The sequence below is a fragment of the Sphingobacterium sp. BIGb0116 genome, assembly GCF_024808035.1.
Classification (GTDB): Bacteria; Bacteroidota; Bacteroidia; order Sphingobacteriales; family Sphingobacteriaceae; genus Sphingobacterium; species Sphingobacterium paramultivorum.
On record NZ_JANUDT010000003.1, the window covers coordinates 84,469 to 104,802 of the forward strand.

The 20,334-nt window shown below is 45.3% G+C and carries 14 protein-coding genes; 6 read left to right on the forward strand and 8 right to left on the reverse strand.

Features of this window, described 5'->3' with window-relative positions; genetic code table 11:
• Positions 1–116: 116 nt before the first annotated feature.
• From M2419_RS09230 to M2419_RS09245, 4 genes are all read left to right on the forward strand, one after another.
• Positions 117–3,452 (forward strand): SusC/RagA family TonB-linked outer membrane protein, encoded by a 3,336-nt coding sequence (locus M2419_RS09230; protein WP_153847764.1) that lies wholly within the window; start codon positions 117–119, stop codon positions 3,450–3,452.
• A 20-nt stretch (positions 3,453–3,472) separates the two neighbouring features.
• Positions 3,473–5,491 carry a RagB/SusD family nutrient uptake outer membrane protein gene (locus tag M2419_RS09235; protein ID WP_153847763.1) on the forward strand — a complete coding sequence of 673 codons (2,019 nt, stop codon included), beginning with the start codon at positions 3,473–3,475 and terminating at the stop codon, positions 5,489–5,491.
• A 112-nt stretch (positions 5,492–5,603) separates the two neighbouring features.
• On the forward strand, positions 5,604–6,713 hold the full coding sequence (locus tag M2419_RS09240; RefSeq protein ID WP_153847762.1) for a glycoside hydrolase family 105 protein: 1,110 nt from the start codon (positions 5,604–5,606) through the stop codon (positions 6,711–6,713).
• 189 nt (positions 6,714–6,902) lie between these two features.
• On the forward strand, positions 6,903–9,104 hold the full coding sequence (locus tag M2419_RS09245) for an ATP-binding protein (protein WP_153847761.1): 2,202 nt from the start codon (positions 6,903–6,905) through the stop codon (positions 9,102–9,104).
• 186 nt (positions 9,105–9,290) lie between these two features.
• On the opposite strand, the gene M2419_RS09250 is transcribed toward M2419_RS09245, so the two are convergent.
• The 3 genes from M2419_RS09250 to M2419_RS09260 form a co-directional block, all read right to left on the reverse strand.
• On the reverse strand, positions 9,291–9,656 hold the full coding sequence (locus tag M2419_RS09250; protein WP_153847760.1) for a PleD family two-component system response regulator: 366 nt from the start codon (positions 9,654–9,656) through the stop codon (positions 9,291–9,293).
• 5 nt (positions 9,657–9,661) lie between these two features.
• Positions 9,662–11,212: a PAS domain-containing sensor histidine kinase gene (locus M2419_RS09255; protein WP_153847759.1), complete on the reverse strand. Its 1,551-nt coding sequence runs from the start codon at positions 11,210–11,212 to the stop codon at positions 9,662–9,664.
• A gap of 273 nt (positions 11,213–11,485) precedes the next feature.
• On the reverse strand, positions 11,486–11,782 hold the full coding sequence (locus M2419_RS09260; RefSeq protein WP_153847758.1) for a hypothetical protein: 297 nt from the start codon (positions 11,780–11,782) through the stop codon (positions 11,486–11,488).
• Between the two features lie 200 nt (positions 11,783–11,982).
• On the opposite strand from M2419_RS09260, the gene M2419_RS09265 reads away from it, so the two are divergent.
• Both M2419_RS09265 and M2419_RS09270 read left to right on the forward strand, forming a co-directional pair.
• Positions 11,983–12,447: a DinB family protein gene (locus M2419_RS09265; protein ID WP_153847757.1), complete on the forward strand. Its 465-nt coding sequence runs from the start codon at positions 11,983–11,985 to the stop codon at positions 12,445–12,447.
• Positions 12,448–12,606: 159 nt separating this feature from the next.
• The gene (locus M2419_RS09270; RefSeq protein WP_153847756.1) at positions 12,607–13,203 is read left to right on the forward strand and encodes a methyltransferase domain-containing protein; all 597 of its coding nucleotides are present in this window, start codon (positions 12,607–12,609) and stop codon (positions 13,201–13,203) included.
• A 42-nt stretch (positions 13,204–13,245) separates the two neighbouring features.
• Here M2419_RS09270 and M2419_RS09275 read toward each other — a convergent pair whose 3' ends face one another.
• The 5 genes from M2419_RS09275 to M2419_RS09295 all read right to left on the reverse strand — a co-directional run bounded on the left by M2419_RS09275 (position 13,246) and on the right by M2419_RS09295 (position 20,321).
• Positions 13,246–14,040, reverse strand: coding sequence for a hypothetical protein (locus M2419_RS09275; protein WP_153847755.1), 795 nt, complete (start codon positions 14,038–14,040; stop codon positions 13,246–13,248).
• A 3-nt stretch (positions 14,041–14,043) separates the two neighbouring features.
• Positions 14,044–14,847, reverse strand: a complete 804-nt coding sequence (locus M2419_RS09280; RefSeq protein WP_153847754.1) for a hypothetical protein — start codon at positions 14,845–14,847, stop codon at positions 14,044–14,046.
• A 10-nt stretch (positions 14,848–14,857) separates the two neighbouring features.
• Positions 14,858–18,313 carry a carboxypeptidase regulatory-like domain-containing protein gene (locus M2419_RS09285; RefSeq protein WP_310441464.1) on the reverse strand — a complete coding sequence of 1,152 codons (3,456 nt, stop codon included), beginning with the start codon at positions 18,311–18,313 and terminating at the stop codon, positions 14,858–14,860.
• Between the two features lie 163 nt (positions 18,314–18,476).
• Positions 18,477–19,307 carry a FecR family protein gene (locus M2419_RS09290; RefSeq protein WP_259254852.1) on the reverse strand — a complete coding sequence of 277 codons (831 nt, stop codon included), beginning with the start codon at positions 19,305–19,307 and terminating at the stop codon, positions 18,477–18,479.
• A gap of 405 nt (positions 19,308–19,712) precedes the next feature.
• Complete coding sequence (locus tag M2419_RS09295; protein ID WP_182332281.1) at positions 19,713–20,321, reverse strand: RNA polymerase sigma factor; 609 nt, start codon at positions 20,319–20,321, stop codon at positions 19,713–19,715.
• Between the last annotated feature and the right edge of the window lie 13 nt (positions 20,322–20,334).

The following is a 20,334-nucleotide window of genomic DNA, read 5'->3' on the forward strand; positions in this document are numbered from 1 at the left end:
TGATACAATCTAGTTCTGTTTTTCTAATTGCTAATATTCACTTTTACAGTTAAAATTCCTTTATCAAAGGAAGCCAATTATAAAAATACTAAATCACCCATAGTGAACATTTCTTTATGAGAAACAATTGTAATCTAAAACAAAATAGCTTTTACAGCTTTGGAACGGGCAAATGGATACCCTGTTCCTGCCTGCTCTGTCTGGTCGCTCTGGCTAGTCCTGCTGCTGCATTAAAAGCCAATGTACCCCTTGTGTCGACGATAGAGGAGACAGTACAGAACCGCGAAATCACAGGTAAAATATCGGATGGAAATGGGCAGCCTTTGGCCTCCGTGACAGTGAGCGTGTTGGGCAGCAAGGTTAGCACAGCCTCAAAAGCTGATGGTACTTATACCATTTCTGTGCCTCTTGGTGCAAAAAAAATGGTGTTTAAACTTTTGGGCTACAAGAGCCAGGAAGTCGATCTTACACCATCCAAGGTCGTCAATGTGGTCCTCAGTTCGTCGGCCGATGAGCTGGACGAAGTGGTTGTAGTAGGCTATGGTACCATGCGCAAAAAGGATCTGACAGGCTCAGTGATGCAGATCCATCCAGACCGCATAGCCAATGAAAACCCCAAAACCGTACAGGATATCCTCCGCGGATCGGCAGGACTGAATATCGGTTATGATGCCTCAGCAAAAGGGGGCGGCTCCATCGAAGTACGGGGTAAACGCTCGGTCTACGATAGCAACAGCGGGCACAACAACCCCTTGTTGGTGCTCGATGGCATGATTTTTTACGGCGAGCTTTCTGAAATCAATCCGGATGATATCGAGCAGATCGATGTGCTAAAAGATGCTTCGGCTGCCGCTGTTTATGGCTCGAAAGCAGCTAGTGGTGTGATTATCATCAGCACAAAAAAGGGGAAGCAGGGAAAGCCGACGATCAATATGACCATGAACGCCGGCGCAACACAATTGAGCGAATACCGCAAAAGATTCAGCCCCGAAGCTTACCTGCAGCACCGCGAGGACTGGTACACCAAAAATACCTACGGTATCAATCCGACAACGGGTCTATATGAGGCTTACCAAACGCGGGACGATAACGGCAACCTTACTGTGCCTTACGGTTTTTACTTCAATCCAGGGCAGCTGCCTTCGTTATTATCGCTGGATGACTGGCGCGCGCAGTCGACCAACGAGAACGGGGAGTCCGACCGAAGTATCTGGGGCCGCCGCTTGGGTCTACAGGGAAATGCCCTGCAGAACTTTTTGGATGGGAAAACGGTCGACTGGGGCGATCATACCTTCCGAACGGGCTTTAACCAGGATTACAACGCGAGCATCAGCGGTGCGAGCGACCGCGTCAATTACTACCTGTCCATGGGCTACCTGAAAAATGAGGGAACCGTTGTCAGCGATACTTACAAGGCTGTGCGGGCAAATATGAAGATCAATGCGCATGTGACCAACTGGCTGGAATTGGGCGCCAATGTGAATTTTCAGGATCGCTCAGACGGTAATATCGACATCGATATCGACCAGACATTGCGCAATAGCCCTTACGCGGATTATGCCGATGCCAGTGGCAATCCTTTACAATATCCACTCAGTGAGCAGTTCAGTCAGCGGGGTTATAATTATGATTTTCAGAAGAAATACCTGGAGCTTGACAAAGGTTATTCGGTCTTCAATTCTATTTTTAATGCGAAAGTCAAGCTGCCCTTTAACATTACCTATTCCTTTAATGCCTCGCCGCGCCTGCAGTATTTCCACGACCGTTATTTTATGTCGGCCGAGCTGCCGGGTTCTAATCCGGCCGATCGCGGTGCAAACCGCGAGCAGACCAAACGTTTTGACTGGTCGCTCAACAACACCATCAGCTGGGAACAGCGCTTTGCGGATAAGCACCGCCTAATGGTAACATTGGTACAGGAGGCGGAGGAACAGCAGTCCTGGAGGGATCGCATTGAAGCGCGCAATATTTTGCCTTCGGATGCCCTGGGCTTTCATAATACCAAAAATGGATCAAAGGAAAATAGCAGCTTCGACAGCTACGATACGCACCAAACGGCGGATGCCTTGCTGGCCCGTTTATTTTATTCCTACGATGACCGCTATATGCTCACGACCTCGATCCGGCGCGATGGCTATTCGGCTTTCGGTACCTCCAATCCGTACGCGACTTTCCCTTCTGTGGCCCTGGCCTGGAATTTTACCAAAGAGAAATTCTTCAAATGGACCGATGTAATGGATTATGGTAAGCTGCGTGTTTCCTACGGTAAAAATGGGAACCGGCAGCTGGCAGACCCCAATCTGGCGCTCGCCAACCTGTATTCGGGCAGCGGCAAGATGCATGGCTACCTCAACTCGGCAGGTGAACTGGTCCAATACCGCTACCTAATGGTAGACCGCCTGGCCAACCCGAACCTACAATGGGAAAAAACCACGGCTTGGAATTTTGGACTGGACTTTGGATTCCTAAAAAATCGCATTTCGGGTACCCTTGAATACTACCTGATGCAGACCCACGACATGATCATGGAGCAGAAGCTTCCCAATTTTACAGGATTCAGCAGCATCACCACCAACCTGGGGCAAGTGGACAACAAGGGGATTGAATTGACCTTAAATACCATCAACTTGAAAAAGGAAAATCTCCAATGGTCTACTACCTTCAGTTTTTCGTACAATAAGAATCAGATTGTACATCTCTATAAGAACTACCAGGATGTGCTGGATGCCGATGGAAATGTGGTCGGCCGCAAAGAAATGGACGAGATCTCGAACGGCTGGTTTATCGGGCAGCCCATCGGCGCAATCTGGAATTACCAGGTTACAGGCGTCTGGCAGGCCAATGAAGCTGCCGAAGCCGCTAAATATGGACAGGCTCCTGGTGACCCGAAAGTGGCCAATGTGTATACGGCAGACGATGCCGTGAATGGGGACAGCAGAAAGCCTGTGTATAATAATAACGATAAGGTCTTTCTGGGGCAGACGGATCCGCGTTTCCGCTGGTCGATGCGCAACGAGTTTACCCTCTGGAAGGACCTCAGCTTTTCATTTAATATTTATTCATACATGGGGCACAAAAGCTTGTCGGGCAACTACCTGAATAACGACGATGATGGCGGGCGCATGGCTTATGGTCTGACCAATCTACCGGCAAAGGAATACTGGACGCCGGAGAACCCAACGGACCGTTATGGCCGTATCGAGGGCAAGGGACCCATCGGAGCAGAAGGGGCGCAACGGTTGTACGACCGTTCGTTTATCCGGCTTGACAATATCTCAGTGGGCTATACGCTTCCAACTGCTCTGACTTCCAGGTATAACCTCAACCGGCTGAAGCTGTATGGTACGGTGCGCAATGTAGCTACCTGGACCAAAGATTGGGAATATGGCGATCCGGAGACGGGGTCCTGGGCTTCAAGGGTCTTTACCTTCGGAGTGAGTTTATCTTTATAACCTGATTAATTGTAATGTACATGAACAATACACTAAAAAAATCCAAATCCGCAGGCAGAGGCATCGCCTTTTTGCTTGCCGGTACGCTAGCGATAAGCAGTTGCTCGAAGGAATTTCTGCAGCCCGATCCACTGTCAATCTATATCCCCAACGAAACTTTTAACACCGAATCGGGCCTGCTTTCGGCCATGGCCATCTGCGACCGCCACCTCAAGGGGTATTGGGCTACAGATCATAACGAGATGCTGACGCTAGGCACGGAGTATATCTTTTCCGAACTGATGGTGGCTAGCAATACCGACAAACGCAGCATGATGGCGGATGTGGCCAATATGCTGACCCCGACAAGTGACAACGCTACGCATCAGAACCTCGACCGCTCCAACAGCCTCTGGTATCTGTGGGACGAAACCTACAAGGGGATCAGTTATGCCAATACCATTATCAAATATGTAGACCAGGTACAGACCTTGAGCGAGCAGGATAGGAATGCCTACAAAGGCCGCGCTTATTTCCATCGGGCTTTCCGTTATATGGCTTTGGTCTTTGAATACGGCGACGTGCCTTTGGTAACGACCATCATCGACGTGCCCAAACAAAATTACCGGAGCACCAAGCGTGATGCCATTCTGCAGATGATTACCAAGGATATGGAGTTTGCAGTACAATGGGTGCCTGATCAGAAAAATATGAGCCTGATCGGCCTGATCAATAAAGGTGCCTGCCGCATGCTTTTGGCAAAATGTTACCTGGCCATAGGGGAGTATCAGAAAGCCAAAGAGCAGACGGATATCCTGATTGATCAGTCGGGCTATGCACTGATGACCGAAAGCTTCGGGACCTTTAACGATGGAGGCGAGGCACAGACCTGGCCCATTACACGTAACGTCATCTGGGATATGCACCGCCCCGAAAACAAACTGATTGCCAGCAACCGCGAGGTGATCATGGGGATGCCCAACCGCGGTGCTGATGCAGAGTCTTTTGTAAAAATGCTGACCATGCGGATCTTATATCCTTTTGTCTTTGACAGCCGGATACAGACAACGGATGGTAAACAGGCCTTGTTGAACATCAAGCGGAACAGTGGGGATTACAATGCAAAATATGACTATATGCGTGCCTTTGGCCGCGGGATTGCGACTTTCCGTCCTACATCATTCCAAACGCAGGGCGTATGGTCTGTCAATGGCAAGCTGGATGATGGCGACCTGCGCCACAGTTCAAAGATGGGTAACTGGGTACGGATGGAAGATTACAAAGTAAACAATAAGGCTTCCAAAGATTTTGGAAAACCAGTCACACTGAAAGATCCCGCAACGGGCAAACTCCTTTGCAGCGATACCATTCGCCGCTGGTACGATGTGCCGCATTATAAATTTTTCCTGGATGATCCTGTAAGTGAAACCAATATCAGCGGTTCAGACGGTTCACGGGGTGCTACCAATGGGGGAATCGCCGATTGGTACCTCTATCGCTTGGCGGAGGCTTACCTTTTGCGCGCCGAAGCGAAATATTATATCAATCCGGCCGATGGGACGATAAAAGATGATTTAAATGCTGTCCGCCAGCGTGCAAAATGTACCGAGCTCTACCAGGGCGCGGTCAGTATTGGAGATATTATGAATGAAAGGGCTCGTGAACTTTATTGGGAAGAATGGCGCAATGTGGAATTGAAACGGGTGTCGCTCTGCCTGGCACGTAGTGGTAAACCGGATGAATGGGGAAATGCGTACAATCTGGACAATTTCGATAAACAAAGCGGTACAGATGCGAGTGGCGGAAGTTACTGGTACCAGCGCATCATGCATCATAGCCTCTACAACAAAGGTGTCATTCATGTCAACGCCACCGGGCTAAGCGATATCAAATACACGATGGATAAAAAGAACATGTACTGGCCAATTCCCAATGTTGCGATTACCTCCAATATTAAAGGGCAACTAAAGCAAAATTATGGCTACGACGGTTATAATCCCGCTACTCCCGTCTGGGATAATTGGGAGGATGCCGTAGCAGATGAAGCCAAAGCAGAATAATCAGTTAATAGGTCCCGAACCGATATTTATTAGAGGAGATCGGTTCGGATTTTTTTAAATAACGTATTTTATAGCTACAAAAATAGTTTGTAATTACATAAAACCAGTTCGTATGATCAAGAAAATCTTTTTGTTTTTATTGTTTCTTCCGGTTCAATTTTTAACCGCACAGACAGATCTGGCAAATTTTCCTGTTGGGGCAGACCCTAAGGAGATCGGCCATCGCATTGCACACCGCTTTATCACAGGCAAACATATGCTGCATGCAGGGAAATGGATCAGTTACCCCGAGACGTTCTATTGGACGGGCGCCATTAATTACGCGCATCTAACGGGCGATCAGAAGCTGATGCAGGCCATGAAGGAACGGTTTTCGAAATTAACAACAGGTGAGCCACAGCTGATGCCTATTAAGAACCACGTCGATTTAAATATGTTCGGTAGCCTCCCTTTGCGGCTTTATCAGCTGACCAAAGAGAAAAGCTATCTAGACCTGGGCTTGCCCTATGCTGATACACAATGGGAACTTCCACAAAATGCCAGTCAGGAAGCAAAGGCCTGGGCGCAAAAAAGATACACCTGGCAGACGCGCCTCTGGATCGACGATATGTACATGATCACCATCGTGCAGGCCGCTGCTTTTAAAGCAACGGGCAAAGTCGAATACCTGGACCGTGCAGCCCGGGAAATGGTGCTTTATCTGGATGAACTGCAGCGTCCAAATGGACTGTTCTATCATGCGCCAGATGTCCCATTTTACTGGGGGCGAGGCAATGGCTGGATGGCGGCAGGCATGACCGAATTGCTGCGCATGCTTCCGCAGGATCATGCCGACCGGCCCCGTATATTAAAGGGGTATCTGACAATGATGAAGAGCCTCAAGAGACAGCAACGCAAAAGTGGCATGTGGAATCAGCTAATTGACGAGGCAGACTGCTGGGCAGAAACTTCTGGTTCGGCGATGTTTGCTTATGCGATCATATCGGGGGTGAAACAGGGTTGGCTAGGGGAGAAACAGTACGGTCCTGTGGCCCGTAAAGCCTGGCTGGCACTCGCGAAATATGTGGACGATCAGGGCGCAGTGTCGGAAATCTGCGTGGGCACCAATAAAAAGAATGATAAACAGTATTATTACGACCGTCCCCGCCACACAGGCGATTACCATGGACAGGCTGCCTATATGTGGTGCGTCAATGCATTGCTGGAGGGCAGCGCCGAATAGTTATTGCCCATTGAATATATTAAATCTGTAGAATTTCTAAGTCGTTTTATGTTTATAAGACATATTGAGTATTAGATGCAAGTTTCGATAGGTCAGATTATTTTAGTAATTTAGTAATCGTATGATAGCGTTGATGGAGGACAGGACTGTTGATTTTACCATATTTTTATTAAATATATCAGTAGCTTTATGCGTGAAATCAATTGTCATGATGAAAAAATTCACCTGTGTGGAAATATACAGTCTTTTGGATATTTATTTATCTTTGAAGACGATAAGTGTATCGGGGTAAGCGAAAACTGTGCAGCTATTGCAGGCGAAGAATGCTCCGCAATGCTGGGCATGACTGTAGACGATGTTCTTCATCGGATAGTTCCTTCATTTGAACTTCGCGGAGAGAGCATTGAACAGGCTGTTTCCGACAGCATGTTTGCCAGGTATGCCGATCGTGTGACTATCCATCAAAACGATTATTTTTTAAGTCTCTATAAGTATGATGGCAAAATTTATCTTGAAATAGAGGCCTGCAATCCTCTCGCTGTCAAAACAACCAAATTATATTATTATGCGAAGCATTTAGATAACCGTAGTGGCGGCAACTCTTGTTGGCAGGCATTGACTGAATTGATTAAGGACATTATTCACTATGATCGGGTGATGGTGTATCGCTTTTTGGAAGATAATAGTGGACAAGTTATTGCAGAGAGCAAGACGGCTGAGCTGGAATCGTTGATGAATTATCGTTATCCGGAATTCGATATTCCGGCACAGGCGCGCGAGCTTTACCGTATTTTTCATGCCCGCCATACGGCGGATGTTAGTGCGGAAGCGATTCCGCTGATGGGGCGGAGTGTCGATGATCTCGATCTTACACGCTGCAGCCTTCGGGCACTTTCACCCATGCATTTACAATACCTTAAAAATGCCGGCGTAAAGGCGAGTGCAAGTTTTAGCATTATCGTGGACGATGAGCTTTGGGGGCTTGTAGCCTGTCAGAATCGGGAGCCAATGCATGTAGATCTTTCACAGCGCCATCTATGTACCTTTCTTACACAATACGCTGTAAACAATTATCTGGCAGATTTTCAGAAGAAACAGGTAAAAGTTCAGAAAAATCTATCGCAGCTGAAGCATGATCTAAAAAGTGATTTGCTAGTCAAGCGCGACTTGTATGACGTATTGGAAAAGTATGCCGTGCGTATTATGGAGGTAATGAATGGGCAGGGGCTAATCATTAAACGTGATCGCGCGATCATGATGGTGGGTGAGGTGCCTGATAAAAAAATGCTCCAAGAAATTGATAAAAAAATAGCCACTGCAGAGTTTTTTGCGACAGATAGATTTAAGTGCGATGGTCCTTCCGAAGATGTTGAAATGTATCCCGGTGTACTTCGCATCAGTATTCTGCCCGCAAATAACTGGTACTTATATGTTTTTAGGAAAGAACGCCTGATAGAAGAGACCTGGGCAGGGAAGCCGGAAAAAGTGATGCAGGTTGACGAAGATAGAAAGATTACCTTTCCTTCGCCACGTTCTTCTTTCGAGGCATGGAAAAAAATTACAAAAGGAAAAGCCGAAAAATGGCAATCGTCTGAACTCGCTTTTATTGAAGATATTACACACATTATTCAGCAAGCGGTAGCACAGCGTGGGGGAGAGATTGATGAATTGAACAAGAAACTGGTACGCTCTAATAATGCGCTTGATACGTTTGGCTACACGCTGACCCATGATCTTAAAAATCCGCTGACGACGATACAACTCACTGCGCAAATGTTGCTCCATAAAAAAGATATCTCTGACGAACTGCTTGCAAAGTCAATGAAAAATATCTTGGAGGGGACGCAGCTGATGCGGGATATGATGGATAAAGTCTACCAAATGTCAAAGGTAAATCATGTAGACTTTGTGTTCGAACCAATTAATCCACAGTCCAAGATTGTCAATATCGTTGAAAATTGCAAACAGCAATACCAGGTCCAGCATTTAGAATTTATAATGGGCGAAACACTACCTGTTTTGGGCGAGAGAACATTGATCTATCAATTATTTCTGAACCTTGTTGGCAATGCCATAAAATACAGCAGCAAGAGGCAAAACCCGAAGGTGTCCGTTGAGAGCATGCGGCAGGGAAATACGGTCCGGTATGATATCAAGGATAATGGAATCGGAATTGATTTGAAGGAGGCCGACAAAATTTTTGAAATATTTGCCCGAATGGCCAATACAGAAGGCTTTGAAGGTTCGGGGGTTGGCCTTTCCATTGTTAAACAAATTGCGAATAAGCTCAACGCAGCTATTCACGTGGAAAGCGAATTAGATGTCGGTACTACATTTTCCGTCGTCTTCAAAGATGTACCTGAAGCAGATCGTATGCATTTAGTGTCTTAAACGACGGAAAGTAGACTTTTATCCAGTAAATTGTCTATCTTGTAAAGTCTCAAAGAAAGATTATATAAACGGTTTGGTGACCAGCCAAGCGTAAGCGTTTGTTTTAAGATGATCACATCAGCTGCATAAAAGCACTTTCATTAAAAAGTGCTTTTATGTGTACCTAGTCAGCGTGTACTTGCAGGCTTAGTTTTTAAATATGCTATTAATTTTATCCGTGATATCGGTTAAATCAAAGGGTTTGGCGATAAAACCATTTGCGCCTAAGTTTCCTGCGATTTCAGGTCCATCAACGCTTGCTGATAGGACAATGATAGGAGTTTCTTTGATTTCGGGTGTACTGCGGATAATTTTAATCAGCTGATCTCCAGAAATTATTGGCATCCAGAGGTCCAGCAGCAAGAGATCTGGCTTATGCGAAATTAATTGCTTTGTCAGGTGCGTGCTATTTATTTCGCATATGACATTAAATCCTTCTAGTTCTAAAAAAAGCTCCAGCATCTCGAGTATTCCTCGGTCATCATCACAGATCATTATCTTTTTAGGCTGCATATTTTTTATTTGTTGATTACAATGGGTAATGTAAAATTAAATGTGGATCCTTCTCCTGGCTCGCTTTCGACCCACAGTGTTCCTTTGTGGTGTAAGATAATCTCATGCGAAACATAGAGCCCAATGCCTAAACCCGGGAACTTTTTCTGTATATGGCTGACGCGAAAAAATCGTTCGAAAATTTTTAGTCTATCCTGATAGCTTATGCCCATACCATAATCACGTACGGAGATTTTAACAAAGTTCGCTACCTTGTGGATACTAACTTCAATTTTTTTAGACTCGGGTGAATATTTAATAGCATTTGAGAGCAGATTGTTCAGCACTTGGATAATCTGTAGCTCGTCGCCCTCTACGATACTACCTGTATTTCCTGAAAGGTGGATGTCAGAATCAGGTGCAGCTAATTTCATGCTTTCAACCGCATCTTGAATGGTCTTATCGATCTCAAAAGGGTCCATGTGCAGTTCAAGATTACCAGATTGAATTTTAGACGTATCTAAGAGTTTTGTAATCAACAGGTTCAATCGATCGATATAAGCTGTGATTTTATCTAAAGTTGAGACATATTTCGGATCGGTGTTTTCGGCACTCAATCGCTGTAAGATCTGGAAGAGACCCTTAATTGTTGTAAGCGGAGTCTTAAGTTCGTGGCTTGCAATGGACAGGAAATCATCTTTACGCCGATTCTGCTCCTTCTTTTCCGTAATATCTTCGATGGCGATCAGGATCCGGTCTTTGTACTGGCCCTCGAATTCAATACGATAAGCATTTAGCAGCATGACTTTTCGACCAATATGAGGAAAGATATGATCTACCTCATAATCGATAACCGGGTTATTGGTGGGCAGTATCCGAGTGAGCATCTCTTTTAAAGAAGAAATATCCCACTGCTGATTACCGAGGTCAAATAATAAATTTCCTACCGTTTCTTCTGTGGTGACTTTAAACGAGTTTAAAAAATGTCTATTGGCGCTCAGGACGATGTAATTGGAATCTAGCACCAAGAGACTTTCTCGTACTGTTTCAATTATACTGGACAGAAAGCTTTCTTTATCTTGCAGTTCTTTGGTTCTTTGCTGTATTTTGAGCTCCACATGGGACTTCTCTTCCCGAAGATCATGCTCCGCTTTTTTTCGATCACTGATGTCATTTTGAACACCAATAAAATGAGTTACCTGACCTTCATCATTCTTCACTGGTGAAATAAAAAGTTCGTTCCAAAAAAGCGTTCCATCCTTACGATAATTTCGAATTTCAATCTTACATTCTTCGCCGCGCTCAATAGATTCTTTGATCATACTACGTTCGGCTTGCGAACGGTCCTGAGCCTGTAAAAATCGGCAGTTGTGGCCAATAATTTCGTCATGGGCATAACCACTGATGGTTTCGAAAGCTTTATTGCAATAAATGATGGGATTATCATACTGCAGATTGTCTGTAATTATAATACCCGAATAGGCAGAATTCAATGCTTTTAGATAAAGATCTAGATCATTGTTCTTGTTTTCAATACGTTGCTTTGAATTGTCGATGCCGGAAGCATTTTTTCTCATATATTTTAAACTCCCATATTAATTAAGGTGTCCCCAAAATAATCTATAATTCTGAGATTGAAGCGAATTTTGGAATGTCTAAATTAAAAACCCGTATAAATCCCTGCTGAGGAAATAATCAGTGCAAAAGATAGCAGGGCGCGTATTTTTGATCTGACTGAACCACAGAGAACAGTGCATAGTTTACTATCGCTTTCCAGCGCAGTATGCTATCCTTAGGCACTTTTTCAACTGTAGAGATCGCCCACTTGCAACTGTTTTCGTATCACTACCTTATTGATGTCTATTGCCTTTATGGTAATACGAAATGTGTTTGTTGATTCCTTGCGCCGCATCATTTCTGTCGGGCGATATCCTGACGGGGGCATATTGCAATGATACAATATCCATGCTGTCGATTTCGGGCATTTTAAGCGGGCGGTACCAAGAAGGTGGGTTCGTTAGATTGCCCGTCTCTTTGCGATCTGTTTTTTCTGTTGATTCCTGTACAGAACGCTGTTTCCAGCGTCTGTAAACGAGCAGTGCTGCTCCGGCAACTGCTGTGATAACGAGTCCGATTTGTGCTTTCATACGTTCTTCTTTAAGAATTGAACCATTTCCTTTTAAAATGAACAATACTCAAATCAAAAAGTTCAATAAAAAAGAGAATCAGCGTCTACAGGTGCCCTCGTAAGAAGTTTGTGTAAAGCATCCGATTGCCGTAAATAAGCTTTGACAGTTTTAAAGATTCAGCTTATTTTTGTGTACAAAACACAGACAGTTAATAAGACATGGAATCACTCTTTCGCGCATGGAAAACGAGCCGGATGGCTTACCTCAAGTTCTTTGAAAACTATTCTTTGGAACAGCTCAATCGCATTCCTGATGGCTTCAGTAACAACTTGATCTGGAATATCGGCCATATCATTGCCACACAGCATAAATTAATTTATATCGGATCTGAGGTAAAGGGACATATCCCTGATGAAATCTTCAATAGCTACCAGTCCGGGACAAGGCCTTCAGCAGCGGTATCGCAGCAGGAAGCAGATCTGCTGAAAAGATTGCTCCTCGATCAGATTGAACCGACCATCCGTGATTTTAACAACAAAAAGTTTGTGACCTATCAGGAACGCACAACAGGAACGGGCTTCCATCTCACTTCCATTTACGATGCTTTCGAATGGAATAACTTTCATGAAGGTCTGCATTTGGGTTATATGATGAGCATTAGAAAGTTTATCTCGTTGGATTAATGCTCAACTCTTTTGCCTTTCTATTTTTAAACCCTTACCTTAGCGCATTACTAGACCTTATTTTTGCCCCGCATATTGTTGTTCGGATGGCAATGATCTAGGGGTTTTATTTTCAATGGTTTGTACATGCAGTACGAAAGATTAAATAAGTGAAAACGAATGATTTTTAAAGCTCTTCGATCGAATATTGATGTTGATGACAGTTTATTTAATGATATATACCCGCCCAAAATAAAAAAATTGGCTGAACGTCACTGGACACCTGTTCATGTCGCAAAAATGGCCGCAGAGTACCTGGTTGAATCTCCGATGGACAAAGTGCTGGATATTGGTGCCGGAGCAGGAAAATTCTGTCTTGTAGGAGCTTCGTGTACCAATGGAATGTTTTATGGTGTGGAACAGCGCGAATCACTGGTTAAGCTTTCCAATGGATTGGCCGAGAAACATCAGGTGCAGAATGTAGCGTTTATTCATGCCAATATTGACGAGATCTGTTTTTCCGACTATGACGCGTTCTATTTCTATAACTCCTTTTATGAAAATATAGATACATCAAGTCCAATTGATTATTCGATACTGCCTGATCCAGAACTTTATCATGCGTATACCGAGTGTCTGAGGAATCGGCTTGCGCTATTGCCTATTGGTACCCGTGTGGTTTCCTATTGGAGCGGTTGGGAAGAGATTCCCTGTAATTTTGATCTGGAGTATACGGCATGCGACGGTTTTCTCAATTTTTGGCGGAAATTGGGTTAAGGGAAAGGAAGCAGGACAACCCTGCTTCCTTTTTTTACGACCCTAATCCAAATAGAAGAAAAGTCTGCTGAATGTTTGATTCGGTACTTTTGGTGCAATAAAATAGGGTTGAACCTTTCCTTTATCGTTCAATTTCGGTAAAAAGAAACCTTCAGCACCCAGTTTACTTTTTGTTTCATCGCTATCAAAAGCCCATTCACTGTCCGTATTGGCCTTGGTAAAATTAACCGTAGCGCTCCGCAGATCGGCGCTTTTGTCAAAATCCTTGAGTGGTAGATAGTCGACATACACCCATCTTCCGGGAAGCACATTTTTTGCGATATACTCCTTACGGATATCACCCGTAGTTGCATTGATCTTCTGCAATGAAATATCAATGGGGAAATCAATACTTTTATCATAAATATAAAAGCCCAGTTTATTGACATTGGGGTCAGCAGCGGGTGGCTTCACTTCCTGCACTTTTCCATCAAAATAGACGTAGTTAAAATTGACTCTGATGGTGTTTTCAGGCAATTCGGCACTGTAAACCACTTTCTTGGTCTCGGTATCGGTCAAAGTAACCAATCTCTTTTTGGGTATTTTGTAGCTAAACGCCGTTGCAAAATGGATATTGCTCTGGGGCTGGATGATAAAAGCACCATTTTTATGATCAAATACGGTGGTATCAATCGCGACCTGCAAAGGATGGTCACCACCATTATAGCCATTGATCAGAATATGCATCGCGCGTTCTACCTCAATATCGTCCTTATTGCAGGCACTGAAAAGGAAGGGAAAGCCGATCAGCAGCAGCGCAGTGGCTAGGGAATATAGCTTCGTTGACAAATTTTTCATAAATTATAATTCTAAAACCTTATTAAACCGCATCATATTATTAATGGGCGCTTCATTGATGATAAACAACTTGGAAATGGCTTTTGTGGGTGAAGGGACAGGAGCACCTGAGGTAAGCTGACTAAATTCGAAGGAAGATCCTTCGGTATAGGGAATATCGGTCCCAGCTTTATAGATATAGGCCCGAAATAGCACCGAGGTCTTTTCGCCTTTGTAATCCTGGATGCCTAAGGGGAAGGGATCAAATACGATCGGTTGGGAGAAGGTGTTGGGTTTTAGATTTTTGATCCGTATGACCTCTTCAAACACTTTGGGGGTGAAATAGTATTTTCCAAATACAATATCCACAGGTTCCCGGTAATTTAATACATTGGACTGGAGCATATAGATCAACTGTACTTTGCCCTCCACAGGTGCCGGTACTTTTGGAAAATCGGCTACTTTTCCGTCCATGTAAATAACATTGAGATCAGTCACGGCCGCCGTATCGTTGGCTTTGATTTCCCTTTCCAGCAGAATTTTATCGGTCGCTTTGGACTTCATGGTAAATTTTAAACGCTGCTTGGCGGGGTCATTGAAATTATAGTTGGCACCGAACGAGATACGGCTAAAGGCTGGTGTTACCGTAGCGCTAAAGGTATCCAGTTGCAAAATAAGTTCCTCATTGCTGTTATTATAACCACTTAAATTGATCATATGCACATTGGAATGATAGAGCAGTTCGTCGCCACCTTTATCGCACGAAAGGAAGGTGGATAGCAGAAAAAAGGAGATCGCCGTGGCTGTTAAGATTATTTTTGTTTTCATAACGGTTGATTTAAAAGGTATATCCGATGGAAAGGCTAAAGGAACTGCCCACTTTCCGGTTAAAAGTTTCTTTGTCGCCTATGCGCATCTTTTTGGTTCCGTCTTCGGAGGTCTCGTAATAACCTTCCTCATATTTTTGGGAAAAACCAAACTTCCATTCGTAGATCTCGTTCCATTCCTGCGTTGGCCATTCGGAGTTCGACAGGCCTTTCCAGCGATCCTGTACTTTGAACGTTTCGGGTCTGTTCACATAAAAGCGGAACGGACTGTTCAATAGGTTGCTCAGGTTCAGTTTAAGATCCAGGTTTTTGTTTTTCAGCAATTTGTAGCTCAGCTGTGCGTCCAGCTGATTGCGCGGGCGCTCGTATTCGATCAAATCTTCGCTCATGGCTGTCATAAAGGTTTTATAACCCATGTGGTTAAACGCTATGTTGGCCCCTAAGCGGTCTCCGGCATACTGTAAGGCGGCATTATAGACAACGGGTATCTGTCCATAAAGCGGGCGCTTGTTTTTCAGGAATTGTTTTTCGCGGTATTCAAAGGTATTTCCATATTTATCGGTACCCATGCCCTTTGCCATGAATTCAGCCGACTGCACTTCGGAGCTTTGAAGTGTCATGTTTCCGCTGAAATTGAAATCCTCCAGCAGGGAACCAGGAGCTATAAAGCCCAGGTTTTTGCGGATATCAAACTCCAGTCCCTTTACTTTGGCCCATTCCGAGTTATTGGTGGTCACGTAGATGCGGTGCGACGAATCCATCATCTGCCGGTACAATTCGATCGGGTTCTGAAAATATTTGTAGAAAAACCCAATTGAAATAACTTCCGCAATGGAAGGGTACCATTCGAAACGCATGTCATAGTGGTCAATTAAGGTCGAGAGCACGCCTTCATTCCGACGGTAAGCACCGCCCAATGCAGGGTCCTGACGCACCATCTTGGAGTTTTCAATCAACGCCGGACGGACTACGGACTGTGAATAGGCCATACGGATATTGAAATCCTGTATGGGGGTCAAAGTCAGACTGGCCGATGGCAGGTAGCGCCAGGTTTTCTCCTCGGTTTCGGGATCTGCCGTCATGCCCACCAGTTTCCCTGTTTTGGGATCAACAAACCGTTGCTTGCGCATGGCAATGGTTCTGGCGTCCATCTGCAGGTCATTATCGCCGTTTTGCAGGCTTTTATATTTGAAGTATTCGGCACGTACGCCCCAGACCAGTCGGATCCACGAGTTGAAGCGGTTGTCGAGCATGCCATAAACCGCCTGATTTATATTTTTCCCTTCATAGGCACTAACAGAGAATGCCGCCGGATAATAAAACATGCCGTGTAAGGGATCTGTAAACTCAAGATATTTCGACCAGGTATTCACGGGGGTAAAATTATTGGCACCAACCGAAACGATGGGCAGTGAAACCCATTCGAATAAGCCATGCCGATCCATAAATTGGTATCCCGCCTTCAGGGTCTGCTTTTGACCGAGCCAATTCGTCTGGTAGCTCAATGCACCTTCAGCAATTTTGTTTGTCTCTGTATAATGGTATTCGGAGCGTGTAAATGTTCCGTCACCGGCATTGGCGTAGTGCGAAGGGATTATATTGTAAATGGTATCATTTAGTAGACCGATAGGAGCGAGCCAGGCTTCGGTGGCATCTTTCTCGCGGTTGTTCAGCTGGTTGCGGGCAATATTCCATTCGAATTTGAACTTGCCGAACCGATGCTCGCCATCCAGCTTATTCTGCAGCATGTCGATAAATTTGGGACGATCATACTCCCGGATAGCTGGCCTCGAATCGTAACCGATATCATTTCCCCAGCCTTCGATCACCGAAAACTGATTGTTGAACATCCGGGAATAGAAATTCCGCGAGGTTATTTTGTGATTTTTGCTGTTCCAGCCCAGGTTGATCAAAGCACCTAAACTTGAATTAAAGTTATACTGTGTTGAGGTTGTCGGATGGATTTCTTTGCCGGTGCTGATATCGAAAGTTGCCCCGCCTGTTTTTTGCCAGCTGCCGCGTTCAAAATTGGAGATATGATCGATAGATTGCTCATTGCGGTAACTGAGCGAGCCTACAAAACCAAAGATACCTTTTGTGCCGGTATAACTCCGCCCCAGGCTGAACTGATAGTTTTGTCCCGGTAGTGCCGTGTATTTTCGGGTACCGAGGCGTTCCAATCCGCCGATCCGTTTGTTCTGTGCAGCGATCATTTCCGGCGTGAAAGGCGTTACGCCTTCAGGCACGGGTTTATAGGGATTGGCAGGGTCGTAATTGAGCCCGTCGAAAACCGTCAGATCCCGTGGGAAATTGCCCCGCGTGCCATCGTCAAAGGCCAGGTAATCTAAACCACCGCGGCCATAGCCCAGGAAATCTTTGCCCGTTGAGCCATTGATGTATTTGCTTCCCACCGAAAAGGAGGTGAAGTTTTTCACTGGAATGGCCAGGGTATTGATCTGTACCAGTCCACCGCCAAAACCAAAGCTCAGATCGGGCGACGAGGTTTTGTGGATAATGACATTGTCGATGAGGTTGCTGGGGACAATATCAAATTCGAAGTCCCGCACCTGCACGTCTGTACTGGGGAGGGTGGCGCCATCCATCATGGCCAGGTTGTAACGCTCGGCAATACCGCGGATCACCACCCGCCGGTTGTCGTTGGTACTGACACCGGAGATGCGTTTCAGGGTCTCACCAACGTTTTTATCCGGCAAAACGGATATTTGTTCGCGGCTGATCCCGTTGGAGATGGTGGCTTCATTTTTCTGTTTGGCATATAAGGAAGCTACACTTTCCTGTTTATAGCTTCCCGTCACCACCACCTGCTCCAGGCTTTTAACCACGCTCTTTAAAACAATGTTGAGATTGGTCTGCTTCCCAGACTGCACCACGATGTCGGTGATCCGTTTTGTCTGATGGGAGATGTAACTCACTTCGATGGTATAGGTTCCGGGGGCGAGGTTCAGGCTGTAACTGCCATCGGCTTTACTTTTTAACGATTGGCTGCTTTGGAGCAGCGTAATGCTTGCATCAGCAAGGGCTTCACCATTTTCGTTGATGATTCGGCCGCTGATATTTCCCTGTTGCTGAATGGTGCTGTTGCCCATGCTTCCGGATAGCGGAACCGGGATAGCGGCGATTTTTTTTGCCGAAACAATCACAGACTGGTCCTTTAGCACAAAGCTGAGCGGTTGGTTTTTGAAAATTTCTGCCAGTACAAGCCTGATGTCGGTATTGCTGGTTTCAATGGTAACGGGGCGGGCCATGCGCAGCAGGCTGCCTTCGACCAGAAATCCATAACCCGTCTGTGTACTTATTTTTTTGAATACTTTGGCCAGGGAGCTGTTCTTCTCGGAGAGACTGATGTTTTGTCCTATTGCTCCGAAGCTGATCTGTAGCATGCCAAAAAGTGTCATGAAGGTGCTTAGCTTCATTTTCAATAGTATTTTTGTATTTTTTTTATACATTTGTTAAGCTGAAATATGTGTTAATTGGATCGAGAAATTCATTTGCCTATTCCGGCTATTGGCCAGTAGTGTTGCGACCACTATTGGCTTTTTTTGGAATTGGGCATGCGGTATAATTTTATAGCAGGTCTGTCCTTGGACAGTCACCTATGGCAGTTCTAGGTTATTTTGTTTCTACGATAAGCCTCCTTCCTTGCATCTCTACGTTGATGCTTTTAAACGTTTTTAATAAATTCAGTACTTTTTCAAAAGACCAGGACCGCGGGATCCTTCCTGTAAAGGTTTCGCTTGTTGCGGTACCCTGATAGTGGATGTCCACATTGTACCAGCGGCCCAGTTCGTCCACAACGCTACCGATATCGGCATCTGTAAAGTCAAAGTAGCCCTCTTTCCAGGCGATGACTTCCGCGGGGTCCACATTTTTGATGGACATGGACTCTCCAGCCACTATACCCTGTTCACCGGGCTTGAGAATGATGCGCTGATGGGCATTGGTCAAGGCGATGGAACCGCTCAGGAGCGTTGTTTTGGTCTTCGATTTGGCCTTGTAGGTATTGACGTTAAAATGAGTTCCCAGTACTTCGATCAGTTGATTTTCCGAGCGTACCCGGAAAGGCATGGCCGCATTGTGTGCTACTTCAAAATACACCTCTCCGCTGATGGTCACCTCGCGCGAAGAACCCCGGAAGGCTGAAGGGTAGCTGATCGACGATTGTGCATTGAGCCAGACCTGGGTTCCGTCGGCCAATGTCAATTGGTATCGGCCACCCCGTGGCGTAACAAGAGTATTGACATGGACCTTCTCGACGTTCTTGCCAGCCGTATAAACCAGATTACCGGATTTCAGTTTGTTGATATGAATGTTTCCTTCGGTACTGAGTTCGCCATTTTTTGACTCATCCAACATGATTTTTTCGCCGTTTCCGAGGGTTAAGATGGCTTTATCCGTAGCGGGATGAATGCTGTTGCTTTGCTCTGGGGCAGGGATCAGCAATTGCTCAGACTGCTTCTTGAAGATGTAAAACGAGACGGCACAAAGGAATACGAGGGATGCCGCTGCTTGCCATAGCCTAGGGCCTGGAAGGAGGAAAAATCGCTTCTTTGGTAGGTTGGCGGATGCGGATGTCTCCGCGTCGATCTGATCAAAGATCTTTTCCTGCAGTTGCTTTTTGTGGAATACACGCTCTTCGGCGCTTAAATTGTCGATGAGATCTGGATTAGCTTCAAAGGAAGCGTACCATTCTTCAAGAAGCTGGAGCTCGTCCTCCGTTATTGTTCCGGCTTCGTATTTAGCGAGTATATCAAGTAGCTGTTGATCGTCCATTTCCTGTGCTTTATACTAAGGAGTACCCGAAGTCTGCAAAAGCGGGAATGGAAATGTGAAAAAAAATAATTTTCCCTAATTTTTGTGCGTATACAGCAGCAGTACCAGGTAGAAAATATCCATTTGATGTTCTTTGATTTCCGTGCGCATGATCTTCATGGATTTGGTGATGTGCTTGCGGACCATAGCCACTGAAATGTTGAGCTGGTCGGCGATATCCTGATTGGAACGTTTTTCGAAACGGCTCAATAGAAAAACCTCTTTGCAGGTTGCGGGCATTTTTTCGGTGATCTGGATAATCTCCGCGTGGATTTGCTTGGCTTCAAGTATATTGTCGGGCTGAATCGGAGCGTTATACCCGATGTGGGCCGCGGTTTGGATATATTTATCCTGGACTTGTTGCGCCCGATAGAATTTAAAGACCTGAAATTTAATCGCCGTCTTTAAATAAGCCGCAAGGGAATGGCTGAACGTGATCTCCTTCCGCCGCAAATAAAAATCGACAAAAACACCTTGCACGATTTCCTCGGCAATAGCCAGGGAGCCCGTCCTTTTACCGGCATGATTGATCAAAGGTTCCCAATAGCGGTTATAAAGTTCGGAAAATGCTGCTTTATTATCTTTCATTTGGACCAATTCTACCAGTTCCTGATCCGAAAGCGTTTTCAATTCACAATTAGCCATTATAGTTAAGCAA

Coding starts and splice junctions, on each gene's coding strand:
- M2419_RS09255 (WP_153847759.1), bottom strand. CDS start 11,212: ATGAGAAAAAATGCTTCCGGCATCGACAATTCAAAGCAACGTATTGAA.
- M2419_RS09235 (WP_153847763.1), top strand. CDS start 3,473: ATGAACAATACACTAAAAAAATCCAAATCCGCAGGCAGAGGCATCGCC.
- M2419_RS09280 (WP_153847754.1), bottom strand. CDS start 14,847: ATGAAAACAAAAATAATCTTAACAGCCACGGCGATCTCCTTTTTTCTG.
- M2419_RS09295 (WP_182332281.1), bottom strand. CDS start 20,321: ATGGCTAATTGTGAATTGAAAACGCTTTCGGATCAGGAACTGGTAGAA.
- M2419_RS09230 (WP_153847764.1), top strand. CDS start 117: ATGAGAAACAATTGTAATCTAAAACAAAATAGCTTTTACAGCTTTGGA.
- M2419_RS09275 (WP_153847755.1), bottom strand. CDS start 14,040: ATGAAAAATTTGTCAACGAAGCTATATTCCCTAGCCACTGCGCTGCTG.
- M2419_RS09240 (WP_153847762.1), top strand. CDS start 5,604: ATGATCAAGAAAATCTTTTTGTTTTTATTGTTTCTTCCGGTTCAATTT.
- M2419_RS09250 (WP_153847760.1), bottom strand. CDS start 9,656: ATGCAGCCTAAAAAGATAATGATCTGTGATGATGACCGAGGAATACTC.
- M2419_RS09245 (WP_153847761.1), top strand. CDS start 6,903: ATGCGTGAAATCAATTGTCATGATGAAAAAATTCACCTGTGTGGAAAT.
- M2419_RS09265 (WP_153847757.1), top strand. CDS start 11,983: ATGGAATCACTCTTTCGCGCATGGAAAACGAGCCGGATGGCTTACCTC.
- M2419_RS09260 (WP_153847758.1), bottom strand. CDS start 11,782: ATGAAAGCACAAATCGGACTCGTTATCACAGCAGTTGCCGGAGCAGCA.
- M2419_RS09285 (WP_310441464.1), bottom strand. CDS start 18,313: ATGTATAAAAAAAATACAAAAATACTATTGAAAATGAAGCTAAGCACC.
- M2419_RS09270 (WP_153847756.1), top strand. CDS start 12,607: ATGATTTTTAAAGCTCTTCGATCGAATATTGATGTTGATGACAGTTTA.